Genomic DNA, 22,292 nt, shown 5'->3' with positions numbered 1-22,292 from the left:
TCCTTGTTGACACCCTTACTGACAAAGAAAAAACTGAAATCAAGTCAGGATAAGGGTTGGAGTGCTTACTGCAAAAATTGTTAAGAAAGATCCCTATAAGGGATAGCTTATCAAGGGGGGCAGGGGGGATCGAACCTAAAGTCCATTTTTAATTTAATTATAACCAGCTACTTATCAGGGAAATTTCAACTAAAACCCCAAAACCCCAAAAACCCAACTACTTGAGGGTTGAAAAAGGGCAAAAATAAGGATTAAATTGCCTAAAGTCGGTAAATAGACCATTTAATTGATTATTATTCATTTTTAATTCTCCTGACTCCTGACGACCGGCTACTGACTCCTGACCCTAACAACAATTTTTGATTTTTACAAGAGGTCTAGTCAACAACAATTGATCAACTCCCGAAATAATAGACTACCATCGGTCAAATTGAGCAGCGGATCGGCAGCCCGTTCCGGATGAGGCATCATTCCTAGCACATTTCCTGCTTTATTGGTAATTCCTGCAATATTATTTAATGATCCGTTAGGGTTCCCTGACTCATTCACCTCTCCTGTGGAAGTACAGTAACGAAAGAGAATTTGTCCGTTATCCTCTAGGGATTTTAACGTATCTTCTGCGGCATAATAACGCCCTTCCCCGTGAGCAATGGGCAAATTAAGCACCTGTTGCGGTTGATAACCCCGCGTCCAGACAGATTGATTATTTTCCACTTTTACCGGCACTCGATCGCAGATAAAATGTAGATCGCGATTGCGAATTAACGCACCGGGTAGCAGCCCAATTTCCGTTAATACCTGAAAACCGTTACAGATGCCTAAAACTAATTTACCTTTTTCGGCTTCTTCTCGGACAGTTTTCATTGCTGGCGAAAATCGAGCGATCGCACCACAGCGCAAATAATCGCCGTAACTAAATCCCCCCGGCACCACGATCACATCCACATCCCCTAAATCCGTCTCTTGATGCCAAATATAGCGGGTAGGTTGCTGAAAAATCCCCTCCGTCACCGTTGCCACATCTCGATCGCAATTCGATCCGGGGAAAACAATAATCCCAAACTTCATAATTTTTAACTTGGTTAATTCATTGTGCAGAAAGCTCTCATCAGATGGGTGTTGGGGTATTGGGGTATTGGGTGAATTTCCCCATTTCCCTATCCCCTAATCTCTATACCCTATCTACTGACAATGCAAATCAAAGCGATAATTTTCAATCACAGGATTAGCCAATAGTTGATCGCACATTTGATCCAATTGTGCGCGGGCGCTGGTTTCATCCGCTGCTGTCACAGTAAGCTCAATATACTTACCAATTCGCACCCCAGCCACAGTATCATAACCTAATTGCTTTAATCCCGACTCTACCGCCGTGCCCGCCGGATCGAGAACCGAAGGACGCAGGGTAACATAAATACAGCACTGATAATTTTTTGGCATAGAATTAATTTTGATCGCTGACCTTTTTGATATGAAATCCCAACGCACCCGATCGCAAGAGCGCATTATCCACTTACTCAAAACCTTAAATCGGGCAGTATCCGCTCAGGAATTGTTTGTGGAACTCCGTCAGCGTGACCAAAATATGGGGTTAGCCACTGTTTACCGCGCCCTAGAATCCCTAAAGCTACAGGGTGCAGTGCAGGTGAGAACCCTAGCCACAGGAGAATCCCTCTACAGTTCCGTTCAGCAGGACCAACACCATCTTACCTGTATTCATTGCGGCCGGTCTATCGTCTTTAATGAGTGTCCCGTTCATGAATTGGAAGAAAAACTCGAAAAATCCCACCAATTCAAGGTTTATTACCATACTCTCGAATTTTTTGGACTTTGCGATCACTGTCAACCCGGTTAAGTAGGGTTTGGGACAAAAAGTTTTTCCTGGGGGCGGGGTGTGGGCTGTGGGCTGTACTACATTGAAACTACTGATCGAGTAAATTTAGTACAAAAGCTCAGACCGGCAACTCCGGCGCTCCCAACTCCAGGGCCGTCTTACAGGGATTAAACTGTTGTTTGTCCCTGGGCTGTTTTCAGGGGGATTAACTCCGGTTGACTGTATTGATGATGGCTGTTCAGGGGGGATAACAAGGGGAAAAAGGGCTGATGTAAACTGATTAATTGGGCCAGGGTTTTCTTGAGATGGGGACGGGGAACGATCGCATCGACAAACCCGTGTTTTAATAAGTATTCCGATGTTTGGAAACCTTCCGGCAATTTCTCGCGCAAAGTCTGTTCAATTACTCGTTTACCAGCAAAACCGATAGTAGCCTTCGGTTCAGCGATAATAATATCTCCCAACATAGCAAAACTGGCCGTGACTCCTCCCGTGGTGGGATTAGTCAAGACGGGAATATAGAGTAATTTTGCCTCCCGGTGCCGGTTAAGAGCGCCAGAAATCTTGGCCATCTGCATTAAACTTAACATTCCCTCCTGCATTCTCGCCCCGCCAGAAGCGCAGATGATCACCAGGGGTAAACTTTCATCAGTAGCGCGTTCCGTCAAACGACAGAGTTTTTCTCCCACCACCGATCCCATGCTACCCCCCATAAAACGGAAGTCCATCACCCCTAAAGCGAAGGGTAAACCATCGATCGTCCCCATTCCCGTCCGGACAGCATCCGTCAGACCGGTTTTTTCTTGGGTTTCTCGAATGCGATCGCTATAACTTTTCCGATCGCGAAATTTGAGCGGATCCGTCGGTCGAATTTGTTCATCGAGGCAATTCCAAGTATTAGCATCCACTAACTGGCGAATTCTTTCTTCACTTTCCACCCGATTATGATGACCGCAATCGAGACACACCAGTTGATTAGCTAATAAATCCTTCGTATAGGCCAAAACGCCGCAATTGGGGCATTTTGTCCACAAACCATCGGCTATTTCTCGTTCCTGTTGTTGTTGAACCTTGGGTTCTGTTTTTTGGCGATTTGCAAACCAATCAAATAGAGACATAGTTTAAAATAAAGACAATTTATCTACTTTCTTCTAGAGGACTTAATAACAAAAGTGCTGTCCAGCGATCCTGGGGACGTACTTGTAGGGCGGCCTGATGACCCTAGCCGCAATAAATACCAAGGCCAATAGCGATAACGCGACTGGGGATGTCGTGAGCTTTGAGCATTTCCTGTAGCCAATCGGCTTACCCTAGACTGGGGGTTGTTCTAATGGTGATCCAAGACACGGAAGACTATTGTATCAAGATTTAATTACAGGATAACTTTTTTACAAGAAAGGAAAAAAAATGGTTTGATAGGCTGAGATGATCTTATCACTCCAAAAGACGCTCATCAGAGCGCCGAGGGCAAGAAATGGACCAAAGGGTATAGCTTGTCTTTTTGCCATTTTACCCATAAAAATGCCCGTCATACCGATCACCGACCCAATAGCGCAGGCCAGAAAAGCGGTGACTAATAATGCTTGCCATCCTAACCAAGCACCGATCATCGCCGCTAATTTGGCATCTCCTCCCCCCATCGCCCTTTGTCCGAGGGCAAAACTTCCCCCCCACCGGATCAGATCAAATAACCAGACTCCTAAAACCGCACTAGCGATCGCTGAAAAGAGATAGATAACACTTTGATTATTTTGCCAACCCAAGAGAGTCTGAAAAACTATCCCTAAAACTAATCCCGATTGGGTGAGGGAGTTAGGAAGCGTCATCGTGTCAAAATCAATCAAAGCTAAAGCTAATAACCAACTTAGGAGAATCCAATAGCCGAGGGTCTGCCAAGAAAAGCTAAAATCTTCTAAAACCAGACAAAATAACAAACCGGTAAAAGTTTCGACGGCTGGATAACGGGCAGAAATCGGGGTTTTACACCAGCGACAACGACCTCCTAGCCATAACCAGCCGAAAACAGGTATATTCTCGCTTTTACCCAACCTGTGGTGACATTTCGGACAGTGGGAAGGGGGATAAACTAGAGATATCCCCTGAGGTAATCTATAGATGACCACGTTTAAAAAACTGCCCACCGAGGCACCAAAAGTGAAGACAAAGGCAAAAGTAACTAGATGAAAGAGGGTTTCCATCCTTAAACTGGCAGATAATTGATTAGTTTGTCATCGCCTATTATAGGGGAAAAGATGCCACTATCTCCCCTCTTAATCATCCAGTAATAATACTTCAGGCTCATTCCTAAAGGTGAATTTTCTTCGGGGCATTTTTAGTGGATAATTAGCGGGGATAACCCTACATAATGGGTGTAAAACCGCACTATCACCCCCAAGTAGAACCTGACAAAATTAAATTATCCCAGTGAACGAGGACAAATTAATGAAACCGATTGTTGAATCTTTTTACAACTGGTACAGCAGCAAAATTACTCACCCTAAATATCGTTGGATTATCATTCTGGGAACTATGGTTTATCTTTTTAGTCCCCTCGATATTTCTCCTGACGTTTTCCCGATTATCGGTTGGATTGATGATGGGATTGTCCTCACCCTTTTAACCACGGAATTATCACGATTAGTTCTTGATTATCGCAATCGCCGTCCAGGAGGAGTTAAGAATCAAACCGAAGTTTCTTCCCCAACCAATACCGTTGATACCGATGCTGTAGAAGTCAGAAGTTAGAATTCGGAAGTCTTAATTCTGACTTCTGACTTCAGGAGATTGCTGTTATTTATTCTCCCCCCGCAACGCGCACGAAGTGGTCTCCCCACTTCATAATTCATAATTCATAATTCCCTAAACTGGAATCAAAGAACTATCGACACTGGCCAAAAGTGTTTGCACTTCCTCATCGCTGGTTTGGGAAAAGTCCTCGTACCAAAGAGAAATCGATCTCAATTCGTAGGGTTTATGTAGGCAAATTACTCGATCAACTAATTTTTCTAATTGCTCACAGACTTCCACTGGCGCAATAGGAACAGCAATAATAATAGCAGCGGGGTTTCTAGCTTTCAGGGTCAGAATCGCCGCTTTAATCGTTGCTCCCGTAGCGATCCCATCATCTACTAGAATAATCGTTTTCCCCTTCAAGACTGGAAATGGGCGTTCACCTCGATATAAGCGATCACGTCGCTCTAATTCGATCATTTCTTCCTTTGCTACCCTTTCCATCATCGCCTCCGATAGGTGCAAGTCGTCAACGATACTTTCATTAATTACCCGCACACCATTCTGACCGATCGCCCCAAAAGCTAACTCTTTTCGCTCCGGTACACCTAATTTTCGCACCAAACACAGATCTAGCGGTAAATGCAACCTTTGGGCAATTTCAAAGGCGATCGGAACCCCACCCCGGGGCAAAGCCAACACCAGCAACCCAGCACTATTGGTATATTCTGTCAAGTAACTAGCTAATAGTCTCCCTGCTGATCGCCGATCTTTAAGCAGATAAGTCATAATGCCCTCCTAGGGGTTAATCCCCGTGGGGATCCCTGGTTTCCTCTGCCTTTATTCTATATTTCCCCGCTCATCTCTAGCGGAAATGTTAAGAAATTTAGCAAAGGCTTGACATTTTTTCGGCTAACCGCAGTTGTTCCAGGTCGGAGATCGGCTAAAATCTTAGGCAAAAGGGTTTTGTAAAGTTAGGTAACAAACATGAATCAAAGTTTAAGTGATGCGCTAGAGCCGATCGCCGCTGCCTTTCGCAGTCTCGGAACTCCTGAACCGATCGTTCATTGGGGACATCCAGTCATGATGGGGATCGTGGTTTTAGTTATGGGTAGTTATACTGCCTATGCCGGTTGGCAAAGCCGTTTAAGCCAAGATGGGGAAGTAGTGGCCAAAAATCGGGCTGATCACCGCAAACTCGCCCCCTGGCTGTTTTTATTTATCACTCTCGGTTACACCGGCGGTATTTTATCCCTAGTCATGCAGAAACATCCCATCCTTGAAAGCAGCCATTTCTGGACAGGATCGATCGCGATCGGTTTATTAGCTTTCAATGGATTATTGTCCCTCACTGGCTTCGCTGGCGGTAAAAAAGAACTTTTCCGGACTATTCACGCCTATATCGGCAGTATTGCCCTAATTTTACTGCTGGTTCACGGTGTTTTTGGTCTTCAGTTAGGATTATCTCTCTAGTTGGTTTATTCATGGCCTCGGGTGGGCCAATTCCCACCCAGAAATTTTTCACGGTAGAAGACTGTGGCCAAGGCCAATAATTGAAGAAATCATGACTTTAAGCGCTATTGTCGGGATTCTGCGTTTAGAATTAACAGTTAATTCACCAAGAAGGTATCGTCACGCAACGAGGAGATAGATATTTTGAAGAAAGTAGAAGCGATTATCCGACCCTTTAAACTGGAAGAGGTGAAAATCGCCCTAGTTAACGCGGGCATTGTCGGCATGACTGTCTCCGAAGTTAGAGGTTTCGGTCGTCAGAAAGGTCAATCGGAACGTTATCGCGGTTCCGAGTACACCGTCGAATTTCTCCAAAAACTCAAGATCGAGATCGTCGTCGAAGATAAGCAAGTCGATATGGTCGTCGATAAGCTGATTTCGGCAGCCCGTACCGGTGAAATCGGAGACGGTAAAATCTTTATCTCCCCCGTGGAACAGATCGTCCGCATCCGTACCGGAGAAAAAGACCTGCAAGCGATTTAACCTCCAAACAAGGGATGATAGTACAATGCTGTCATCCCCCCCCATTGAAAGCAATTCCCATCAAGCAGTGTAACCTAATTTGATATCGACCACCGACGACCCATTCCCCCAAAGAAAAACTTTGTACCTCACCATTAAGATAACTACTATAATCGCGATCTGCTGAATATCAGTTTAAGCCTTGCTATAAAAGAGTTTTGCGAATTTTTTGGCTAAAAAAGTGCCAGAAACTTGAAGGGGTGACAAGCAGATTGAAAGTGAAACAGGGTGTGGGGGGTAAGGAAAAACCTTGAGACTTTCCCCGAAATGAGGACGGGAGAATTAAGTTAATCAATTTGAAGGGTGACAGCGAGGAGATTTTCCAAAAAAAACCCACAGGCTAGACCCTGCACCCAGCCTAGACTTCAACCTCATTGTCACCCCTTCCTTCAGCCGGACTAGATAGGATCATTGCCGGTGACTGAAAAAAACCCTTGCCTAAAAAGTCACAAATATTATATAATGTTTGATTGTGGCCAAAATCGGTGTTAGGTGGTGCTAAAGGCACTACCGAGCAGAACCGCCTTGGTCGCTCGGTCTTCGCCGGGATACTGAAGATAAACCCTTTAAGTCCCCAAGAAACAAAGACCAGCAACAATCTAGGCAGAACCAGCAACCCTGTCTAGTCCTACTTACGAATTTAACGGGATGCCAGCTTAAATAACTCGAAAAAAGTTATTCAAGTTGGGCAGGCTGATAAAGCGGGAAAGATTTTTCTCGCTCCTATAGCCACGGCCACGTTATTTTTGATTGTCGTCTAGTAAAGATAAAGAGAACAATCCGTGTCTATCGGTATCCTCGGTACAAAACTGGGCATGACCCAAATCTTCGACAACAAAACGGGAGTCGCCATTCCCGTCACCGTCGTTCAAGCCGGTCCGTGTCCCGTCACCCAAGTCAAAACGAAAAAAACTGACGGTTATGAATCCATCCAAGTGGGATACAAAACCGTCAAAGAAAAAGCCCTCAACAAACCGCTACTCGGTCATTTAGCCAAAGCCGGTGTCTCCCCCCTGCGGCATTTAATCGAATACCGCCTCGAGGACGCATCCGCCTACACTTTAGGCCAAGAAATTACCGCCGCTATCTTCCAAGAAGGCGATTTAGTCGATGTGGCTGGAACCACCATCGGACGAGGTTTCTCCGGCTATCAAAAACGCCATAACTTCAAACGCGGTAACATGACCCACGGTTCCAAAAACCACCGTCTCCCCGGTTCCACCGGTGCCGGTACTACCCCCGGCCGCGTTTTTCCGGGTAAGAGAATGGCCGGACAATACGGAGCCACCCAAGTTACCATCCGCAAATTGTCCGTGGTCAAAATCGATAGCGAACGCAACCTGATCCTGATCAAAGGAGCCGTCCCGGGTAAACCAGGAACCCTGTTAAACATCACCCCCGCCAAGAAATTTGGTAAATAGGGCAAGGAAAGATTAAAGCCATGGTTAACTACACAGTCAAAAATTGGCAAGGGGAAGAAGCGGGAACAGGCACCCTGGAACTGAAAACCGCTAAACCCGAAACCGCCAAACACCTAATTCACCGCGTCGTCGTCAGCCATCTAGCGGCGGCCCGCCAAGGTAACGCCTCCAGCAAAACCCGCTCGGAAGTGCGCGGCGGTGGTCGCAAACCCTGGCGGCAAAAAGGCACCGGTCGTGCCAGAGCCGGTTCGATCCGTTCTCCCCTCTGGCGTGGTGGCGGTGTCATCTTCGGACCCAAACCCAGAGATTTTGAGGTTAAGGTCAATCGCAAAGAGAAAAGATTAGCCCTGAGAACCGCTTTGATCAGCCAGTCCGATAACTTTATCGTGGTGGAAAGCTTCGCCGAACAATTCTCCCAACCCAAAACCAAGGAACTCACCGCTGCCTTAAGTCGCTGGGGAGCCAGTCCAGAGGAAAAAATTCTGCTGATTTTGACGGAAATTCCCGAAAATGTCTATTTATCGGGACGTAATATCTGCAATCTCAAAATTATTCGCGCCGATAGTCTCAACGTCTATGATGTCATCCTAGCCGATCGAGTTATCGCCACCGCCGCAGCCCTAGCCAAAATTGAGGAGGTCTATGGTGCTTAAAACCGAAGCCAGACAACTCGCCGATCTGATCCTAAAGCCGATCGTGACCGAGAAAGCCACCCTGCTCCTAGAACAAAATAAATACGTCTTCGATGTCGCATTGAAAGCGACTAAGCCGGAAATTCAAGCGGCGATCGAATTGCTGTTTGACGTGAAAGTAACGAAAGTGAACACCAGCCGCCCCTCTCGTCAGAAAAAACGCGTCGGCCGTTTCCTCGGTTACAAACCCCAATACAAACGCGCGATCGTGACCCTGGCGGAAGGCGACTCGATCGCCCTCTATCCCGACGTATAACCACCAAGAAACCCGATAACGGAAAACTAAACTATGGGTATTCGCTCTTTTAGACCTTTAACCCCCGGGACAAGGCAGGCGGCCATCTCCGACTTTAAGGAGATCACCAAAACCGAACCGGAAAAGTCCCTAACTCATCGCAAACACAGCAAACAAGGGCGTAATAATCGCGGTGTCGTTACCAGTCGTCACCGGGGCGGCGGCCATAAGCGCCTCTACCGGATTATCGATTTTCGTCGCGATAAACGGGATATTCCCGCCACAGTAGCGGCGATCGAGTACGATCCTAACCGTAACGCCCGCATTGCCCTACTTTTCTACAAAGACGGGGAAAAACGCTACATCATCGCCCCCGCCGGTTTAGGCGTTGGTGATACCGTCATCGCCGGGGAAAACGCCCCCTTCGAGGTGGGTAATGCCCTACCCTTAAGTCGCATCCCCCTAGGGACAGAAGTTCATAACATCGAACTCGTTCCTGGTCGCGGTGGTCAAATGGTGCGGGCTGCCGGTGGTTTTGCCCAAGTGGTAGCGAAAGAAGGCGATTACGTTACCATCCGCCTCCCCTCCAAAGAAGTACGCATGATCCGGCGTGAATGCTACGCCACCATCGGAAAAGTCGGTAACGCCGAAGCGAGAAACATCAGTCTCGGTAAAGCCGGCCGTACCCGTCACCGCGGTCAACGGCCTCATGTTCGGGGTAGCGTCATGAACCCAGTGGATCACCCGCATGGAGGTGGAGAGGGTCGCGCTCCGATCGGACGTTCCGGCCCGATGACTCCTTGGGGTAAACCCGCCCTCGGTCGCAAAACTCGCAACAAGAAAAAACGCAGTAGCGATCTGATCGTGCGCCGTCGTAACCAGGGTTAGAAACTATTACTTTACTTTTGACTAAAAATTATGGGTCGTTCACTGAAAAAGGGGCCATTTGTCGCCGGCCACCTGATGGAAAAAATCGAAAAACTCAACGCCCAGGGCAGTAAACAAGTGATTAAAACTTGGTCCCGGGCCTCGACCATCATTCCCGATATGGTCGGTCACACGATCGCCGTTCACAACGGCAAACAGCACGTTCCCGTCTACGTTTCCGAGCAGATGGTCGGTCATAAACTCGGTGAATTCGCTCCCACCCGCACCTTCCGCGGCCACGCCAAGAGCGACAAAAAAGCAGGACGGAAATAGACCGGTGGGCGGTAATCTTAAGACCGTCAAGCCCCCGGTCAGCGTTCAGATAACTATGAGATGGTGGGTTACGGCGACTAGATAAATTAATAACTCTTATAAGTTGTCGTCGCCTAACCCACCCTACCTAACTGATAACTGATAACTGAAATGACCATCGATACCTCTAACGAAGTCAAAGCGATCGCCCGCTATATTCGGATGTCACCCCTGAAAGTCAGACGGGTACTCGATCAGATCCGCGGTCGCTCCTATCGGGAAGCCCTAATTATTCTCGAATTTATGCCCTACCGGGCCTGTGATCCGATTCTGAAGGTCCTGCGTTCCGCCGTTGCCAACGCCGAAAATAACGAAGGACTCGATCCCGCCACTTTGGTGGTTAGCCAAGCCTTTGCCGATGGCGGTCCGACCCTAAAACGTTTTCGACCCCGGGCCCAAGGCCGCGCCTACCAAATTCGCAAACCCACCTGTCATATCACCGTCGCCGTCGCTCCTAGCAACAAAGACTAATCACCTTAACTAAAAAAACCACAATGGGACAAAAAATCCATCCCCTCGGTTTTCGTCTCGGCGTTATCAAAGATCACAAATCCTGCTGGTATGCCGACGCGAAACGTTACCCCGAATTAGTGCAAGAAGATCGCCGTATTCGTGATTACGTCGAAAAAAACCTCTCTAATGCAGGTATCGCCGATATTCGCATCGAACGCAAGGCCGATCAAGTAGATATTTCCATCCATACCGCTCGCCCCGGGGTCGTCGTCGGTCGTGGTGGCACGGGAATCGAACAGCTGCGCCTAGGTTTGCAAAAAGCCCTCGGTGGCCAGCGTCAAATTCGTATTAACGTCATCGAAGTGGCTCGCGTTGATGCCGATGCCAACCTGATCGCCGAATACATCGCCCAACAACTAGAAAGACGGGTTTCCTTCCGTCGTGTGGTGCGGCAAGCTATCCAACGGGCGCAAAGGGCCGAAGTCAAAGGGATCAAAATTCAAGTTAGCGGCCGTCTCAACGGGGCAGAAATCGCTCGGACTGAATGGGTGCGGGAAGGACGAGTTCCCCTGCATACCCTGCGGGCCGATATCGATTACTCCTACAAAACCGCCAGCACCATCTACGGGATTCTAGGCGTGAAAGTTTGGATCTTTAAGGGCGAAATTATCCCCGGCCAAGAAGAAATTGCCGCCGCCGTTCCCGCTCAAGCACCGCGCCGTCAACAGCGTCGCCGTCAACAGTTTGAAGATCGCTCTAGTGAGGGTTGATCCCTAATATTTATCAGTGGTAAATAGCTCATGTTAAGTCCCAAAAGAACAAAATTCCGCAAACAACAGCGCGGACGGATGCGCGGGCTGGCCACCGGCGGAAATACGATTAATTTCGGCGATTTCGCCCTGCAAGCCACCGAACCCTGTTGGATTACTTCCCGTCAAATCGAAGCCGCCAGACGGGCAATGACTCGTTATATTCGTCGGGGTGGCAAAATCTGGATCCGCGTTTTTCCCGATAAACCCGTCACCCAACGGGCTGCAGAAACTCGGATGGGTTCCGGGAAAGGTTCCCCCGAATTCTGGGTGGCCGTGGTTAAACCGGGGTTCATTATGTTTGAAATTGCCGGGGTAGCCGAACCGGTAGCCCGGGAAGCAATGCGTCTAGCCGCCCAAAAATTACCGATTAAGACCAAATTTATCACTCGCGAGGAGGATTTTGTCTAATGGCTCTACCGAAAATCGCCGAAGTGAGGAAGATGAGCGATGACGACATCGCCGACGCTATCCTCGATGCCAAAAAGAAACTGTTTGAATTGCGTTTGCAACAGGCCACCCGCCGCTTGGAAAAAACCCACGAATTCAAACACACCCGCCACCGTCTTGGCCAATTATTGACCGTAGAACGAGAGCGCCAACTAGCCCAGTCCACCCCGGAGGCATAACCCGCTATGGCAGTTAAAGAAAGAGTTGGGGTAGTGGTCAGCGACAAAATGGATAAAACCGTAGTGGTAGCCATTGAAAACCGCTCTCCTCACCCTAAATACGGCAAAATCGTCGTAAAAACCCAGAAATTTAAGGCTCACGACGCAGAAAATCAAGCCAAACAAGGCGATCGAGTTCGCATTCGTGAAACCCGCCCCCTCAGTAAAACCAAACGTTGGGAAGTGGCGGAAATATTAACCGATAGTTAAATTTCACCTAGGTAAAAACCGTGATTCAACAACAAACCTACTTAAATGTCGCTGACAATAGCGGGGCGCGGAAACTAATGTGTCTGCGGGTGCTGGGAACAGGTAACTGTACCTACGGTGGCATCGGTGACAAAATTATCGCCGTGGTTAAGGACGCTATCCCCAATATGCCCGTGAAAAAATCCGATGTGGTCACTGCGGTGATTGTGCGGACCCGTCAAACCGTCCGTCGCGATAGTGGCATGAGCATCCGTTTTGATGATAACGCCGCCGTGATTATTAATAATGACGGTAATCCCAAAGGGACTAGGGTTTTTGGTCCTGTCGCTCGGGAATTGCGCGATAAAAACTACACCAAAATTGTTTCCTTAGCCCCAGAAGTTCTCTGATCAAAGTGAAAAGTACCAAGGCAATTGGCTGATGGCTAGTCTAAAACTTTTCACACCTTGAGGTCAAAAAAAAATGAGTAAGAAAAACATTCAAACCCCGCCCCAAAGGCAAAAAATGCACGTTAAAAAAGGGGATGTCGTTCAGGTAATCGCCGGTTCCGATAAGGGCAAAGTGGGCGAAATTTTACGGGCTTTACCCCAAGAAAGTACCGTGGTGGTCAAGGGAGTTAATATCCGCACCAAACATACTAAACCCCAACAGGAAGGGGAATCGGGTCAAATCGTTACCTACGAAGCACCGATTCACAGTTCCAAAGTGATGCTTTATTCCGAGAAGAAAAAAATCGCCAGTCGGGTGGGTTATACCTTTACCGAAGACGGTCGGAAAGTGCGGATACTGAAGAAAACTGGCGAAATTATCGATTAGTTTCCCATCAATTCTAGTTCCTGACCAAGCCCAGGAAAAGCAAGCAGCAAAACTATGAGCCAAAAACTAAAAACCACCTATCAAGAAACCATTGTTCCGAAACTGAAAGAACAATTTGGTTATACCAATATCCACCAAGTACCTAAAGTTATCAAAATTACCGTTAACCGTGGTCTTGGGGAAGCTTCACAAAACGCCAAAGCTTTGGAGTCTTCCAAGGAGGAACTGTCCACCATCACTGGACAACAACCAGTAGTGACTAGAGCCAAAAAAGCGATCGCTGGCTTCAAAATTCGCGAAGGAATGCCCGTGGGTGTGATGGTGACATTGCGCGGCGATCGAATGTACGCTTTTTTAGACCGTCTAATTAATCTGGCATTACCACGTATTCGCGACTTTCGCGGTATCAGTGGTAACAGTTTTGATGGTCGTGGTAACTACAGTTTAGGCATTCGTGAACAGTTGATCTTCCCTGAAATTGAATACGACAAAATCGATCAAATTCGTGGGATGGACATCTCAATCATCACCACCGCTAAAAACGACGAAGAAGGACGCGCCCTCCTCAAAGAGATGGGAATGCCCTTTAGATAAATCAATCAAGAGAAAAGTAAACAGTGACCGGTAAATAAGTGAACAGTGAACAGCAAACAGTAAACAGTAAACAGTGATTCAGTCAAAAGACAGCAGGAAACTGCTATTTAATACTACTCACTTAATACTCAAATCTGATAACTGATAACTGATAACTGACCACTGATGTTGATCCCAATTTAGGAGAAAAACAGGTAATTCATGTCTGCTAACGATACCATCTCGGATATGCTGACCCGCATCCGTAACGCTTGCGCGGTTCGGCAGACCACTACTCAAATTCCCACCACGCGGATGACGCGCAGTATTGCCCAAGTTCTCAAGGACGAAGGCTTTATTGCTGACTTTGAGGAAGTGGGTGAGGGGATTAAATCTCAATTAGTTCTTTCCCTCAAATATAAAGGCAAAAACCGTCAACCGATCATTACTACCCTCACCAGAGTCAGTAAACCGGGCCTGCGAGTTTATTCCAACAGTAAAGACTTACCGCGCGTCCTCGGTGGCATTGGCATCGCCATTGTTTCCACCTCTAAAGGCATTATGACTGATCGCGAAGCGCGTAAACAAAACGTTGGCGGCGAAGTCCTTTGCTACATCTGGTAAACAAGGATAAGCTATCAGCCGTCAGCCTTTGCAAGTTTAAACCCGATAGCTGACCCACTGATAACTCTTCCGGGATATCTGACCCACTGATAACTGATAACTGTTATGTCTCGTATTGGCAAACGCCCGATTCCTATTCCCAATAAAGTCACCGTCGATATCGATGGTGCTACCGTGACGGTCAAAGGGCCCAAAGGAACTCTCCAGAGAACCCTACCCACCGCCGTCACCATCAATAAAGATGGCGAAACCATCCTCGTTACCCGTCAAGACGATTCCCGTACCGCCAGAGAACGCCACGGACTCTGTAGAACTCTAGTAGCCAACATGGTAGAAGGAGTCGCTACCGGCTTTCAAAAACGCCTCGATATCCAAGGGGTGGGCTACCGCGCCCAGGCGCAGGGTAGTAAATTAGTTCTTAATGTTGGTTACAGTAAACCTGTGGAAATGGAGATGCCCGATGGTGTTTCCGTAGCCGTAGAAAACAACACCCAAGTTATCGTCAGTGGCATCGACAAAGAAGCGGTCGGTAACATTGCCGCTAAAATCCGCGAAGTTCGTCCCCCCGAACCTTATAAAGGAAAAGGGATTCGCTATCTTGGTGAAGTCGTCCGTCGCAAAGTTGGTAAAGCTGGCGGTAAAGGCGGTAAAGGAGGTAAAAAATAAACCATGAAACTTAGTCGCAAAGAATCAGTCCGTCGTCGTCACCAGCGTGTGCGTCGCAAAATTAATGGCACTGCTGAACGGCCCCGTTTATCCGTATTTCGTTCTAATAACCACATCTACGCCCAAATTATCGACGACGTAGCCCAACACACCCTCGCGGCCGCTTCTACCCTAGAGGCAACCTTGCGCGGGGAATTGGAATCCACCGCTACCCAAGAAGCCTCGGCTGCCGTGGGTAAACTGGTGGCCCAACGGGCCCTAGAAAGAGGCATCGAACAAGTGGTTTTTGATCGCGGTGGCAATCTCTATCACGGTCGCGTCAAAGCCTTAGCAGAAGCGGCTCGGTCAGCCGGCTTAAACTTCTAAAATATCCTTTCAACACTGATAAAACTATGGCAAAACGTCGCAAAGGCAACCGCGAAAAAGAAAAAGAAACCACTTGGCAAGAGCGGGTTATCCAGATCCGCCGGGTTAGTAAAGTGGTTAAGGGTGGTAAAAAACTCAGTTTCCGGGCCATCGTCGTGGTCGGTAATGAAAACGGCCAGGTGGGAGTGGGAGTCGGCAAAGCAGGGGATGTTATCGGGGCTGTCCGTAAAGGTGTGGCCGATGGCAAAAAACAGCTAATTGAAGTCTCCTTAACTAAAGCTAGTTCTATCACCCACCTCACCCGTGGCGCTTCCGGTGGCGCTCAGGTGCTTATGCGTCCGGCTGCCCCGGGGACTGGGGTTATTGCCGGAGGTGCTGTCCGTACCGTTTTAGAATTGGCTGGGGTGAAAAATATCCTCGCTAAACAACTCGGTAGCGATAACCCCCTCAATAACGCTAGAGCGGCTGTTAACGCCCTGGAAACTCTCCGCACTTTCTCGGAAGTGGCCAAGGATCGAGGCGTATCTATAGAACATTTGTACACCTAAAGAAATCACCATGAAACTCCACGAAATCGCCCCCCAACCGGGGTCAACTAAACGTCGTCGTCGTGTGGGACGGGGTATCTCGGCTGGCCAGGGCGCTAGTTGCGGTCTGGGAATGCGCGGACAAAAATCTCGCTCTGGGACAGGGACTCGCCCCGGTTTTGAGGGGGGACAAATGCCCCTCTATCGTCGGGTGCCGAAGTTAAAGCATTTTCCTTTGGTTAACCCCCGTCAATACACGATTGTTAATCTGAGAAAATTGGCTTCTTTACCCGCTAATACGGAAGTTACCCTGGAAAGTCTGCTAAAAGCTAAAATTCTCACCAGTAACGACGGCCCTTTAAAAGTTTTGGGTGATGGTGAAATTACCGTTCCCCTCAAGGTGAAGGCCGCCGCTTTTAGCAATAGTGCTAAAGAGAAAATTACCGCCGCTCAAGGTACTTGGGAAGAAATTTAACGGAGACAGGAGATAAAAGGCAAAAGGCAAAAGGCAAAAGGCAAAGGGCAAAAGGCAAAAGGCAAAGGGCAAAAGGCAAAAGGCAAAGGGCAAAAGGCAAAAGGCAAAAGGCAAAAGGCAAAAGGCAAAAGGCAAAAGGCAGCTTTGTTCTCCCCACACCCCACACCCTACACCCCACACCCCACACCCCACACCCCACACCCCACACCCTACACCCCACACCCCACACCCCACACCCCCACCCTAACACCCAACCCCCAAGACCGGATTGCTATATCATAAGAAAGACAGGGGAAATCTTAAAAAAATCGAGAAAGTTTTCCCCCTCGATTACTTTTTCCCATAAAAAAACTGCACTAGAGGTAACTGTTAATGGTCGTCAGTCGTGATAAGGCTCCCACGGCACAGGAAACGTTTATGCAAATGGCACAGGCGGCCGGTTTACGCGGTCGCTTGTTGGTTACATTGGGTTTACTGATTCTGCTCCGTTTTGGGATGTTTGTACCGATACCCGGATTGGATCGGGCAAAATTAGCAGAAATTATTCAAAGTAACGCCGCTTTGGGAATCCTTGACCTGTTTACCGGGGGAGGATTATCGACGTTAGGGATTTTTGCCCTCGGCATTCTTCCCTATATCAACGCCTCAATTATCGTGCAACTGCTCACCGCTGCCCTTCCTTCTTTGGAAGATTTACAGAAAAATGAAGGAGAGGCAGGACGGCGAAAAATTGCCCAAATTACCCGTTATGTTGCCTTTGGTTGGGCAATCATTCAAAGTATCGGTATTACTCTCGGTTTATTGGTGGCTAACGGCGTTGTGGCCGGAACTTTACCCTCGATCGCTGCTACGGTTCTCGCTTTAGTGGCCGGTTCTATGTTCGTGATGTGGATTTCGGAACTGATTACGGAACGCGGTCTGGGAAATGGAGCATCTTTGCTGATTTTTGTCAACATTGTCGCTGTTTTACCAAAAACCCTCGGTGATACGATTACTTTTGCTCAACAGGGTGGCCGACAAGCGATCGCTCAAGTGGTGATTCTCTTGCTGGTTTTCCTGGTGATGATTATCGGCATTGTTTTTGTTCAGGAAGGAACCCGTCGGATTCCGATTGTTTCTGCCCGTCGTCAGGTGGGTCGTCGTCTCTATCGGGAAAGAACCAGTTATCTACCCCTACGACTCAATCAAGGGGGCGTAATGCCGATTATTTTCGCCTCCGCAGTGTTGGTCTTACCTTTTCAATTGGTGCAAGCTTTACCCACGGATAACCCCGTCGGTCAGGTTTTAGTCCAGTTGGTTAATGCCCTGCGTCCCGATAGTTGGGGTTATGTGGCTTTTTATAGCTTACTGATTCTCGGTTTTAGTTTCTTCTACGCTTCCCTGATCGTTAACCCCAAGGATATGTCCCAAAACCTGAAAAAAATGGGGACCAGTATTCCGGGGATTCGTCCGGGGACCGCTACTACTAATTATCTGGAAGGGGTGCTGAATCGTCTCACCCTTTTGGGCGCTCTCTTTTTAAGTTTGGTGGCTACTGTGCCGACTGTAGTAGAAAGCGCTACTGGTGTCACCACTTTTCGCGGTTTGGGGGCAACTTCCCTATTAATTCTGGTGGGGGTGGCGATCGATACGGCGAAACAAATTCAAACCTATGTCATCTCTCAACGCTATGAGGGCATGATTAAACAGTAGTTAGATAGTCAGCCAGTGACCTTTTACCGGTTACTGGTTGTTTTTTCCCTTAAAACCCTATATTTAATCCATGAGCAAACGGATCGGTGTGATATTTTTGGGACCGCCCGGATCGGGAAAAGGGACCCAAGCGGCAAAATTAGCGGAATCTCTGACGATTCCCCATATTTCTACCGGTGAAATTTTACGTCAAGCAATTACAGAGAAGACAGAACTTGGTCAGCAAGCACAAGCTTATGTGGAAAAGGGCGAATTAGTCCCCGATGAGTTGTTATTAGGTTTAATTCAGGAACGTTTAAAACAGCCTGACAGTGCTAAGGGTTGGATTCTTGATGGTTTTCCCCGCACGGTGGCACAGGCGAGCTTTTTAGACGCATTACTGGAAGAATTGGCCGATAGTTACACATTTGTGGTCAATTTGGCTGTACCGGATACGGTCTTAATTGAGCGTCTCATGCAACGCGGTCGTCAAGATGATACTAAAGAAACGATCTCCCGTCGCCTACAGGTTTATATCGACCAAACTGCCCCAGTTTTAGATTATTACGGTCAAAAAGGGACTCTTAACCATATCGACGGTAATCAACCGATGGACACGGTTACGGCGGCTTTAACAGCAGTTGTCACTCCTGGGTAAAGTTTCCCTCAGTCAGTGATCAGTTATCAGTAATCAGTGATCAGTCAGTTGTGAACTAAATCCAGTTATTAAAAACTGATTATTTATTCCCTCTTTTGCCTCTTGCATGAGTGCCTGTCCTGATATGTAGCCTATACTCAACGGATTTAGTATTATAAGTTTTTTATATAAAACAAGCTTTAATAGTTGAGAATATTTAAATTTACATTTCGCAATAATTGTCTTTTCCTAAGAATTTATTGAAAATAATTCTCATTTGTTTACGAGGTTGCAATACTTCCAGCGATTATGGTATAATCTCGCAGTATGGAATGATGGGTTTTTCTGTGCTTTTTAGGGTTTTAGCTATCTGTTGATCCTGAAAACCCTTGCTAAATCTACACTCACCTATTCAGCAACAGCAATAAATGGAGGTTAAAGAGCCTTTTAAAACCCAACCCGTTGATCAATTAATTGTGTAGTTTTGTTGCAAAGAGAAAGTTTTTTTGACAAAAAGAACAAAGTGTGCTGCTGAGTGATCTATATTGCTTTTATTTGTTCTCCCCACACCCTACACCCCACACCCCACACCCCACACCCTACACCCTACACCCCACACCCCACACCCCACACCCTACACCCTACACCCCACACCCTAATCTCCTAGAAGGGAAACTTTGCCCTTACCCCTGCGTCTTGGGCCTCTAAGCAAACAAGTGTCACGCTTGCGATAGAATAGATTGGACTTAGCCTAAATGGGGTCAGCGAAAGAATGTGCGGAATTGTTGGCTATATCGGAACCCAAACAGCGATCGATATTCTCCTAGCTGGATTGGAACGTTTAGAATATCGGGGTTATGATTCGGCAGGGATTGCCACAATTCTCGAAGGTGAATTACATCGAGTCCGCGCCCAGGGAAAACTCTACAATCTGCGGGAAAAATTAGAACAGGAAGTTAATCCCTCCCAAATTGGCATCGGTCACACCCGTTGGGCAACCCACGGCAAACCCGTAGAAAGTAATGCCCATCCCCACACCGATAATAGTCAACGGGTGGCAGTGGTACAGAATGGCATTATCGAAAATTTTCAGGCATTAAGAACAGAATTAAAGGAAAAAGGCTGCATATTTGACTCGGAAACCGACACAGAAGTTATTCCCCATCTAATCGCCAGTTATCTACCCAAACCTACCGATGAAGAAGACTTAGGGGTGAGTCCTTTCCTCAAGGCAGTTTTAAGGGCAATTGAACGTTTAGAGGGTGCTTTTGCCCTAGGAGTGATTAGTCCCGATTATCCCGATGAATTGATTGTGGTGCGGCAACACGCCCCTTTAATCATCGGTTTTGGTCAAGGGGAGTTTTTCTGTGCCTCCGATGTCAGTGCTTTGGTTCCCCATACCCGGGCAGTGCTGTCTTTGGATAATGGCGAAATCGCTCGGTTAACACCCTTGGGAGTAGAAATTTATAATTTTGAAGGGAAAAGAGTCCGTAAAAGCCCCAGAGTCCTCGATTGGAGTCCGACCAACGTAGAAAAACAGGGTTATCGTCACTTCATGCTCAAGGAAATCCACGAACAACCCGGAGTGGTGCGCGACTGTTTAGGGACCTATCTGCATCCCCATTGGACAGCACAAAATGGGGATAATGTCAACCCGATAAATATTAATTTTTCTGAGGAAATTTACGAAAATTTAGAACATATTCAGATTTTAGCCTGTGGGACCAGTTGGCACGCTAGTTTAGTGGGTAAATACTTGATTGAGCAGTTGGCGGGTATTCCCACAAGGGTACAGTACGCCTCGGAATTTCGCTATGCACCCACCCCCCTGATGCCCAATACTTTAACTATCGGGGTGACGCAATCGGGGGAAACAGCCGACACTTTAGCGGCGTTGGAAACGGAAAAACAGCGTCGTTTAGGATTAGGAAAAAAATATCAGGCCCGGATTATTGGGATTACTAATCGCCCCGAAAGTACCCTAGCACAAATGGTCGATCAGATTATTAATACTCAGGCGGGGATCGAAATCGGGGTGGCGGCAACTAAGAGTTTTACCGCCCAGTTATTGGGTTTTTATCTCTTAGCTTTGGATTTATCCTATCGTCGTCAAACTCTGTCTTTAGAGAGAATCGAGGAAATTATTAATCAAATGCGATCGCTGCCAAGATCGATCGAAACTGTCTTAGAAACACAGGAAAAAGCGATCGAAGAATTGGCCCATGAATTTAATGACACCCAGGACTTTATTTTCTTGGGACGGGGGATTAATTTCCCCATTGCCTTAGAAGGGGCCTTAAAACTCAAAGAAATCAGTTATATTCATGCGGAAGGCTATCCAGCCGGAGAAATGAAACACGGACCAATCGCGCTTTTAGATGCAAAAGTTCCCGTAGTAGCGATTGCGATGCCGGGGGTAGTTTATGATAAAGTTCTCTCCAACGCACAGGAAGCAAAAGCAAGGGATGCGCGGTTATTGGGAGTAGTTGCTGACAGCGATACGGAAGCACCAAAAGTCTTTAATGATTTGTTGTATGTGCCGGAAATTGAGGAATTATTATCGCCAATTTTAACAGTAATTCCCCTACAATTGCTCTCCTATCATATCGCGTACCGTCGCGGTTTAGACGTGGATCAGCCGCGCAATTTAGCCAAAAGTGTCACGGTGGAATAGGGTTCGGTTGGGGGAGATTCAGCTAATCTAAGGATAGGCGGTTAAAATGCGTCTTAGCTTACATGGGCATTTTAATTTTTTATTCTTGATAAACATCTTGTCGGTGTCCGATTCTAGTAACCTTTATTATTTTATCATTATCCTCTATTGTGTAAACAATGCGGTAATCACCAACACGAAGCCGATACATTTTATCTTCTCCTTTTAGTTTTACAACACCAGAGGGACGGGGATCTTGCTGTAATTTCTCAAGACTGTCACTCACCCGTTGCCTAATCGAAGAAGGTAATTTTTTAAATTCTTTAGCCGCAGAGATGGCTCTCCTCGACTTTGTGTGATAATTTTTGATCATAGAATCGTGAAATGTTTACTGGGAAAGACTTTTAGTGCTATTTTGCTGAAGAAACTATCAGTATAGACCCCGTTTACACACAGAAACCAGAAGAGCCCAGAGGTTTTCAATCGAATTTGATAATTACTCATCGAATGTATTTTCTGTTTCTAATTCTTGTTTTAATTCATCCCAAGAAATTTCTGATTCATTTTCTCGACTACGAGAGACTAAAATATCAGAAAAGTCCTCCCAAAGCTCTCCCCATTCTTCTAAGTCAATGAGAACAGCTTTCTTTTCCCCTTTTTCATTAATCACAAAGTTAATTCCTTTCATAATTGTTTGATAACTTGAACTTATATAGGAGCGATCAATCTTTGTGTCCTTTGTGTCTTTGTGGTTTGTTCCACCTCCTCGCCAGTTTTAAGTAGGTAGGCGTTAAAAATTATCAGATGCCCCCCTTATCAAGGCTATCCCTTATAGGGATCTTTCTTAACAATTTTTGCAGTAAGCACTCCAACCCTTATCCTGACTTGATTTCAGTTTTTTCTTTGTCAGTAAGGGTGTCAACAAGGAATATTACAAATTGTTAACCGAGTCTTGAAAG

General features: G+C 47.0%; 32 protein-coding genes and 1 pseudogene. 25 read left to right on the top strand and 8 right to left on the bottom strand.

Going from position 1 to position 22,292, the window contains the following annotated elements; translation table 11 throughout:
• Positions 1 to 381 precede the first annotated feature (381 nt).
• Positions 382 to 1,068 carry a phosphoribosylformylglycinamidine synthase subunit PurQ gene (gene purQ / locus IM496_RS02065; protein WP_194014230.1) on the bottom strand — a complete coding sequence of 229 codons (687 nt, stop codon included), beginning with the start codon at positions 1,066 to 1,068 and terminating at the stop codon, positions 382 to 384.
• 114 nt (positions 1,069 to 1,182) lie between these two features.
• Positions 1,183 to 1,440: a phosphoribosylformylglycinamidine synthase subunit PurS gene (gene purS, locus IM496_RS02060; RefSeq protein ID WP_008197271.1), complete on the bottom strand. Its 258-nt coding sequence runs from the start codon at positions 1,438 to 1,440 to the stop codon at positions 1,183 to 1,185.
• A 31-nt stretch (positions 1,441 to 1,471) separates the two neighbouring features.
• On the opposite strand from purS, the gene IM496_RS02055 reads away from it, so the two are divergent.
• Positions 1,472 to 1,855 (top strand): Fur family transcriptional regulator, encoded by a 384-nt coding sequence (locus IM496_RS02055; RefSeq protein ID WP_104397529.1) that lies wholly within the window; start codon positions 1,472 to 1,474, stop codon positions 1,853 to 1,855.
• 146 nt (positions 1,856 to 2,001) lie between these two features.
• Here IM496_RS02055 and accD read toward each other — a convergent pair whose 3' ends face one another.
• The 3 genes and pseudogenes from accD to IM496_RS02045 form a co-directional block, all read right to left on the bottom strand.
• On the bottom strand, positions 2,002 to 2,952 hold the full coding sequence (accD, locus tag IM496_RS02050) for an acetyl-CoA carboxylase, carboxyltransferase subunit beta (RefSeq protein WP_194014232.1): 951 nt from the start codon (positions 2,950 to 2,952) through the stop codon (positions 2,002 to 2,004).
• Positions 2,953 to 2,971: 19 nt separating this feature from the next.
• Positions 2,972 to 3,181 (bottom strand): annotated as a pseudogene (locus IM496_RS22600) (hypothetical protein).
• 41 nt (positions 3,182 to 3,222) lie between these two features.
• Entirely contained in the window at positions 3,223 to 4,032 is an 810-nt protein-coding gene (locus tag IM496_RS02045; protein WP_287661091.1) for a prepilin peptidase, read from the bottom strand.
• Between the two features lie 244 nt (positions 4,033 to 4,276).
• Between IM496_RS02045 and IM496_RS02040 the strand changes: the two genes are divergently transcribed.
• On the top strand, positions 4,277 to 4,579 hold the full coding sequence (locus IM496_RS02040) for a YkvA family protein (RefSeq protein ID WP_194014236.1): 303 nt from the start codon (positions 4,277 to 4,279) through the stop codon (positions 4,577 to 4,579).
• 114 nt (positions 4,580 to 4,693) lie between these two features.
• Here IM496_RS02040 and IM496_RS02035 read toward each other — a convergent pair whose 3' ends face one another.
• Positions 4,694 to 5,353: a phosphoribosyltransferase gene (locus tag IM496_RS02035; RefSeq protein WP_194014238.1), complete on the bottom strand. Its 660-nt coding sequence runs from the start codon at positions 5,351 to 5,353 to the stop codon at positions 4,694 to 4,696.
• 198 nt (positions 5,354 to 5,551) lie between these two features.
• On the opposite strand from IM496_RS02035, the gene IM496_RS02030 reads away from it, so the two are divergent.
• From IM496_RS02030 to glmS, 23 genes are all read left to right on the top strand, one after another.
• Positions 5,552 to 6,037 carry a DUF4079 domain-containing protein gene (locus IM496_RS02030; protein ID WP_104397524.1) on the top strand — a complete coding sequence of 162 codons (486 nt, stop codon included), beginning with the start codon at positions 5,552 to 5,554 and terminating at the stop codon, positions 6,035 to 6,037.
• Positions 6,038 to 6,220: 183 nt separating this feature from the next.
• Positions 6,221 to 6,559 carry a P-II family nitrogen regulator gene (locus IM496_RS02025; protein WP_002746593.1) on the top strand — a complete coding sequence of 113 codons (339 nt, stop codon included), beginning with the start codon at positions 6,221 to 6,223 and terminating at the stop codon, positions 6,557 to 6,559.
• An 821-nt stretch (positions 6,560 to 7,380) separates the two neighbouring features.
• Complete coding sequence (gene rplC / locus IM496_RS02020) at positions 7,381 to 8,019, top strand: 50S ribosomal protein L3 (RefSeq protein ID WP_002734589.1); 639 nt, start codon at positions 7,381 to 7,383, stop codon at positions 8,017 to 8,019.
• A 20-nt stretch (positions 8,020 to 8,039) separates the two neighbouring features.
• On the top strand, positions 8,040 to 8,672 hold the full coding sequence (gene rplD, locus IM496_RS02015) for a 50S ribosomal protein L4 (RefSeq protein ID WP_002801915.1): 633 nt from the start codon (positions 8,040 to 8,042) through the stop codon (positions 8,670 to 8,672).
• Positions 8,662 to 8,967: a 50S ribosomal protein L23 gene (locus IM496_RS02010; RefSeq protein WP_002746599.1), complete on the top strand. Its 306-nt coding sequence runs from the start codon at positions 8,662 to 8,664 to the stop codon at positions 8,965 to 8,967. Before rplD ends, IM496_RS02010 begins: the two co-directional genes overlap by 11 nt.
• 33 nt (positions 8,968 to 9,000) lie before the next feature.
• Complete coding sequence (gene rplB / locus IM496_RS02005; RefSeq protein ID WP_002746601.1) at positions 9,001 to 9,834, top strand: 50S ribosomal protein L2; 834 nt, start codon at positions 9,001 to 9,003, stop codon at positions 9,832 to 9,834.
• Positions 9,835 to 9,864: 30 nt separating this feature from the next.
• Complete coding sequence (rpsS, locus tag IM496_RS02000; protein WP_002753908.1) at positions 9,865 to 10,146, top strand: 30S ribosomal protein S19; 282 nt, start codon at positions 9,865 to 9,867, stop codon at positions 10,144 to 10,146.
• Positions 10,147 to 10,296: 150 nt separating this feature from the next.
• Positions 10,297 to 10,656, top strand: coding sequence for a 50S ribosomal protein L22 (gene rplV, locus IM496_RS01995; RefSeq protein ID WP_002746605.1), 360 nt, complete (start codon positions 10,297 to 10,299; stop codon positions 10,654 to 10,656).
• A 23-nt stretch (positions 10,657 to 10,679) separates the two neighbouring features.
• Entirely contained in the window at positions 10,680 to 11,408 is a 729-nt protein-coding gene (rpsC, locus tag IM496_RS01990) for a 30S ribosomal protein S3 (RefSeq protein ID WP_008197249.1), read from the top strand.
• Between the two features lie 30 nt (positions 11,409 to 11,438).
• Positions 11,439 to 11,858: a 50S ribosomal protein L16 gene (gene rplP, locus IM496_RS01985; protein ID WP_002734310.1), complete on the top strand. Its 420-nt coding sequence runs from the start codon at positions 11,439 to 11,441 to the stop codon at positions 11,856 to 11,858.
• Positions 11,858 to 12,076, top strand: coding sequence for a 50S ribosomal protein L29 (rpmC, locus tag IM496_RS01980; RefSeq protein ID WP_002746608.1), 219 nt, complete (start codon positions 11,858 to 11,860; stop codon positions 12,074 to 12,076). The genes rplP and rpmC overlap by 1 nt, the downstream gene beginning before the upstream one ends.
• 6 nt (positions 12,077 to 12,082) lie before the next feature.
• Positions 12,083 to 12,325, top strand: coding sequence for a 30S ribosomal protein S17 (gene rpsQ / locus IM496_RS01975; RefSeq protein ID WP_002734070.1), 243 nt, complete (start codon positions 12,083 to 12,085; stop codon positions 12,323 to 12,325).
• 20 nt (positions 12,326 to 12,345) lie between these two features.
• Positions 12,346 to 12,714 (top strand): 50S ribosomal protein L14, encoded by a 369-nt coding sequence (gene rplN / locus IM496_RS01970; RefSeq protein WP_002732358.1) that lies wholly within the window; start codon positions 12,346 to 12,348, stop codon positions 12,712 to 12,714.
• A 73-nt stretch (positions 12,715 to 12,787) separates the two neighbouring features.
• Positions 12,788 to 13,141 (top strand): 50S ribosomal protein L24, encoded by a 354-nt coding sequence (rplX, locus tag IM496_RS01965; protein ID WP_002733835.1) that lies wholly within the window; start codon positions 12,788 to 12,790, stop codon positions 13,139 to 13,141.
• A 54-nt stretch (positions 13,142 to 13,195) separates the two neighbouring features.
• Positions 13,196 to 13,735: a 50S ribosomal protein L5 gene (gene rplE, locus IM496_RS01960; RefSeq protein WP_002734750.1), complete on the top strand. Its 540-nt coding sequence runs from the start codon at positions 13,196 to 13,198 to the stop codon at positions 13,733 to 13,735.
• Positions 13,736 to 13,936: 201 nt separating this feature from the next.
• A complete protein-coding gene (rpsH, locus tag IM496_RS01955; protein WP_002734721.1) occupies positions 13,937 to 14,338 on the top strand; it encodes a 30S ribosomal protein S8 in 402 nt (133 codons plus the stop codon).
• A gap of 105 nt (positions 14,339 to 14,443) precedes the next feature.
• Positions 14,444 to 15,004 (top strand): 50S ribosomal protein L6, encoded by a 561-nt coding sequence (gene rplF, locus IM496_RS01950; protein ID WP_104397523.1) that lies wholly within the window; start codon positions 14,444 to 14,446, stop codon positions 15,002 to 15,004.
• A 3-nt stretch (positions 15,005 to 15,007) separates the two neighbouring features.
• Complete coding sequence (gene rplR / locus IM496_RS01945; RefSeq protein WP_002746610.1) at positions 15,008 to 15,370, top strand: 50S ribosomal protein L18; 363 nt, start codon at positions 15,008 to 15,010, stop codon at positions 15,368 to 15,370.
• Between the two features lie 26 nt (positions 15,371 to 15,396).
• Positions 15,397 to 15,918 carry a 30S ribosomal protein S5 gene (gene rpsE, locus IM496_RS01940; RefSeq protein WP_052275669.1) on the top strand — a complete coding sequence of 174 codons (522 nt, stop codon included), beginning with the start codon at positions 15,397 to 15,399 and terminating at the stop codon, positions 15,916 to 15,918.
• Between the two features lie 10 nt (positions 15,919 to 15,928).
• Entirely contained in the window at positions 15,929 to 16,372 is a 444-nt protein-coding gene (gene rplO, locus IM496_RS01935; RefSeq protein WP_002796421.1) for a 50S ribosomal protein L15, read from the top strand.
• A 372-nt stretch (positions 16,373 to 16,744) separates the two neighbouring features.
• Positions 16,745 to 18,064, top strand: coding sequence for a preprotein translocase subunit SecY (secY, locus tag IM496_RS01930; protein ID WP_194018377.1), 1,320 nt, complete (start codon positions 16,745 to 16,747; stop codon positions 18,062 to 18,064).
• A gap of 70 nt (positions 18,065 to 18,134) precedes the next feature.
• The gene (locus IM496_RS01925; RefSeq protein WP_002746620.1) at positions 18,135 to 18,701 is read left to right on the top strand and encodes an adenylate kinase; all 567 of its coding nucleotides are present in this window, start codon (positions 18,135 to 18,137) and stop codon (positions 18,699 to 18,701) included.
• A gap of 751 nt (positions 18,702 to 19,452) precedes the next feature.
• Positions 19,453 to 21,354 carry a glutamine--fructose-6-phosphate transaminase (isomerizing) gene (gene glmS, locus IM496_RS01920; RefSeq protein WP_287661078.1) on the top strand — a complete coding sequence of 634 codons (1,902 nt, stop codon included), beginning with the start codon at positions 19,453 to 19,455 and terminating at the stop codon, positions 21,352 to 21,354.
• Positions 21,355 to 21,433: 79 nt separating this feature from the next.
• Here the strand turns inward: glmS and IM496_RS01915 are convergent, their stop codons facing one another.
• Together IM496_RS01915 and IM496_RS01910 are read right to left on the bottom strand one after the other, a co-directional pair.
• Positions 21,434 to 21,706: a type II toxin-antitoxin system RelE family toxin gene (locus IM496_RS01915; RefSeq protein WP_194018358.1), complete on the bottom strand. Its 273-nt coding sequence runs from the start codon at positions 21,704 to 21,706 to the stop codon at positions 21,434 to 21,436.
• Between the two features lie 123 nt (positions 21,707 to 21,829).
• On the bottom strand, positions 21,830 to 22,021 hold the full coding sequence (locus IM496_RS01910; RefSeq protein ID WP_002734734.1) for a hypothetical protein: 192 nt from the start codon (positions 22,019 to 22,021) through the stop codon (positions 21,830 to 21,832).
• Between the last annotated feature and the right edge of the window lie 271 nt (positions 22,022 to 22,292).

Source organism: Microcystis sp. M049S2 (genome assembly GCF_020245625.1).
Taxonomy (GTDB): domain Bacteria; phylum Cyanobacteriota; class Cyanobacteriia; order Cyanobacteriales; family Microcystaceae; genus Microcystis; species Microcystis ichthyoblabe_A.
The sequence above is the reverse complement of the archived record's forward strand: the minus strand, read 5'-3'. Positions and strand labels throughout refer to the sequence as shown.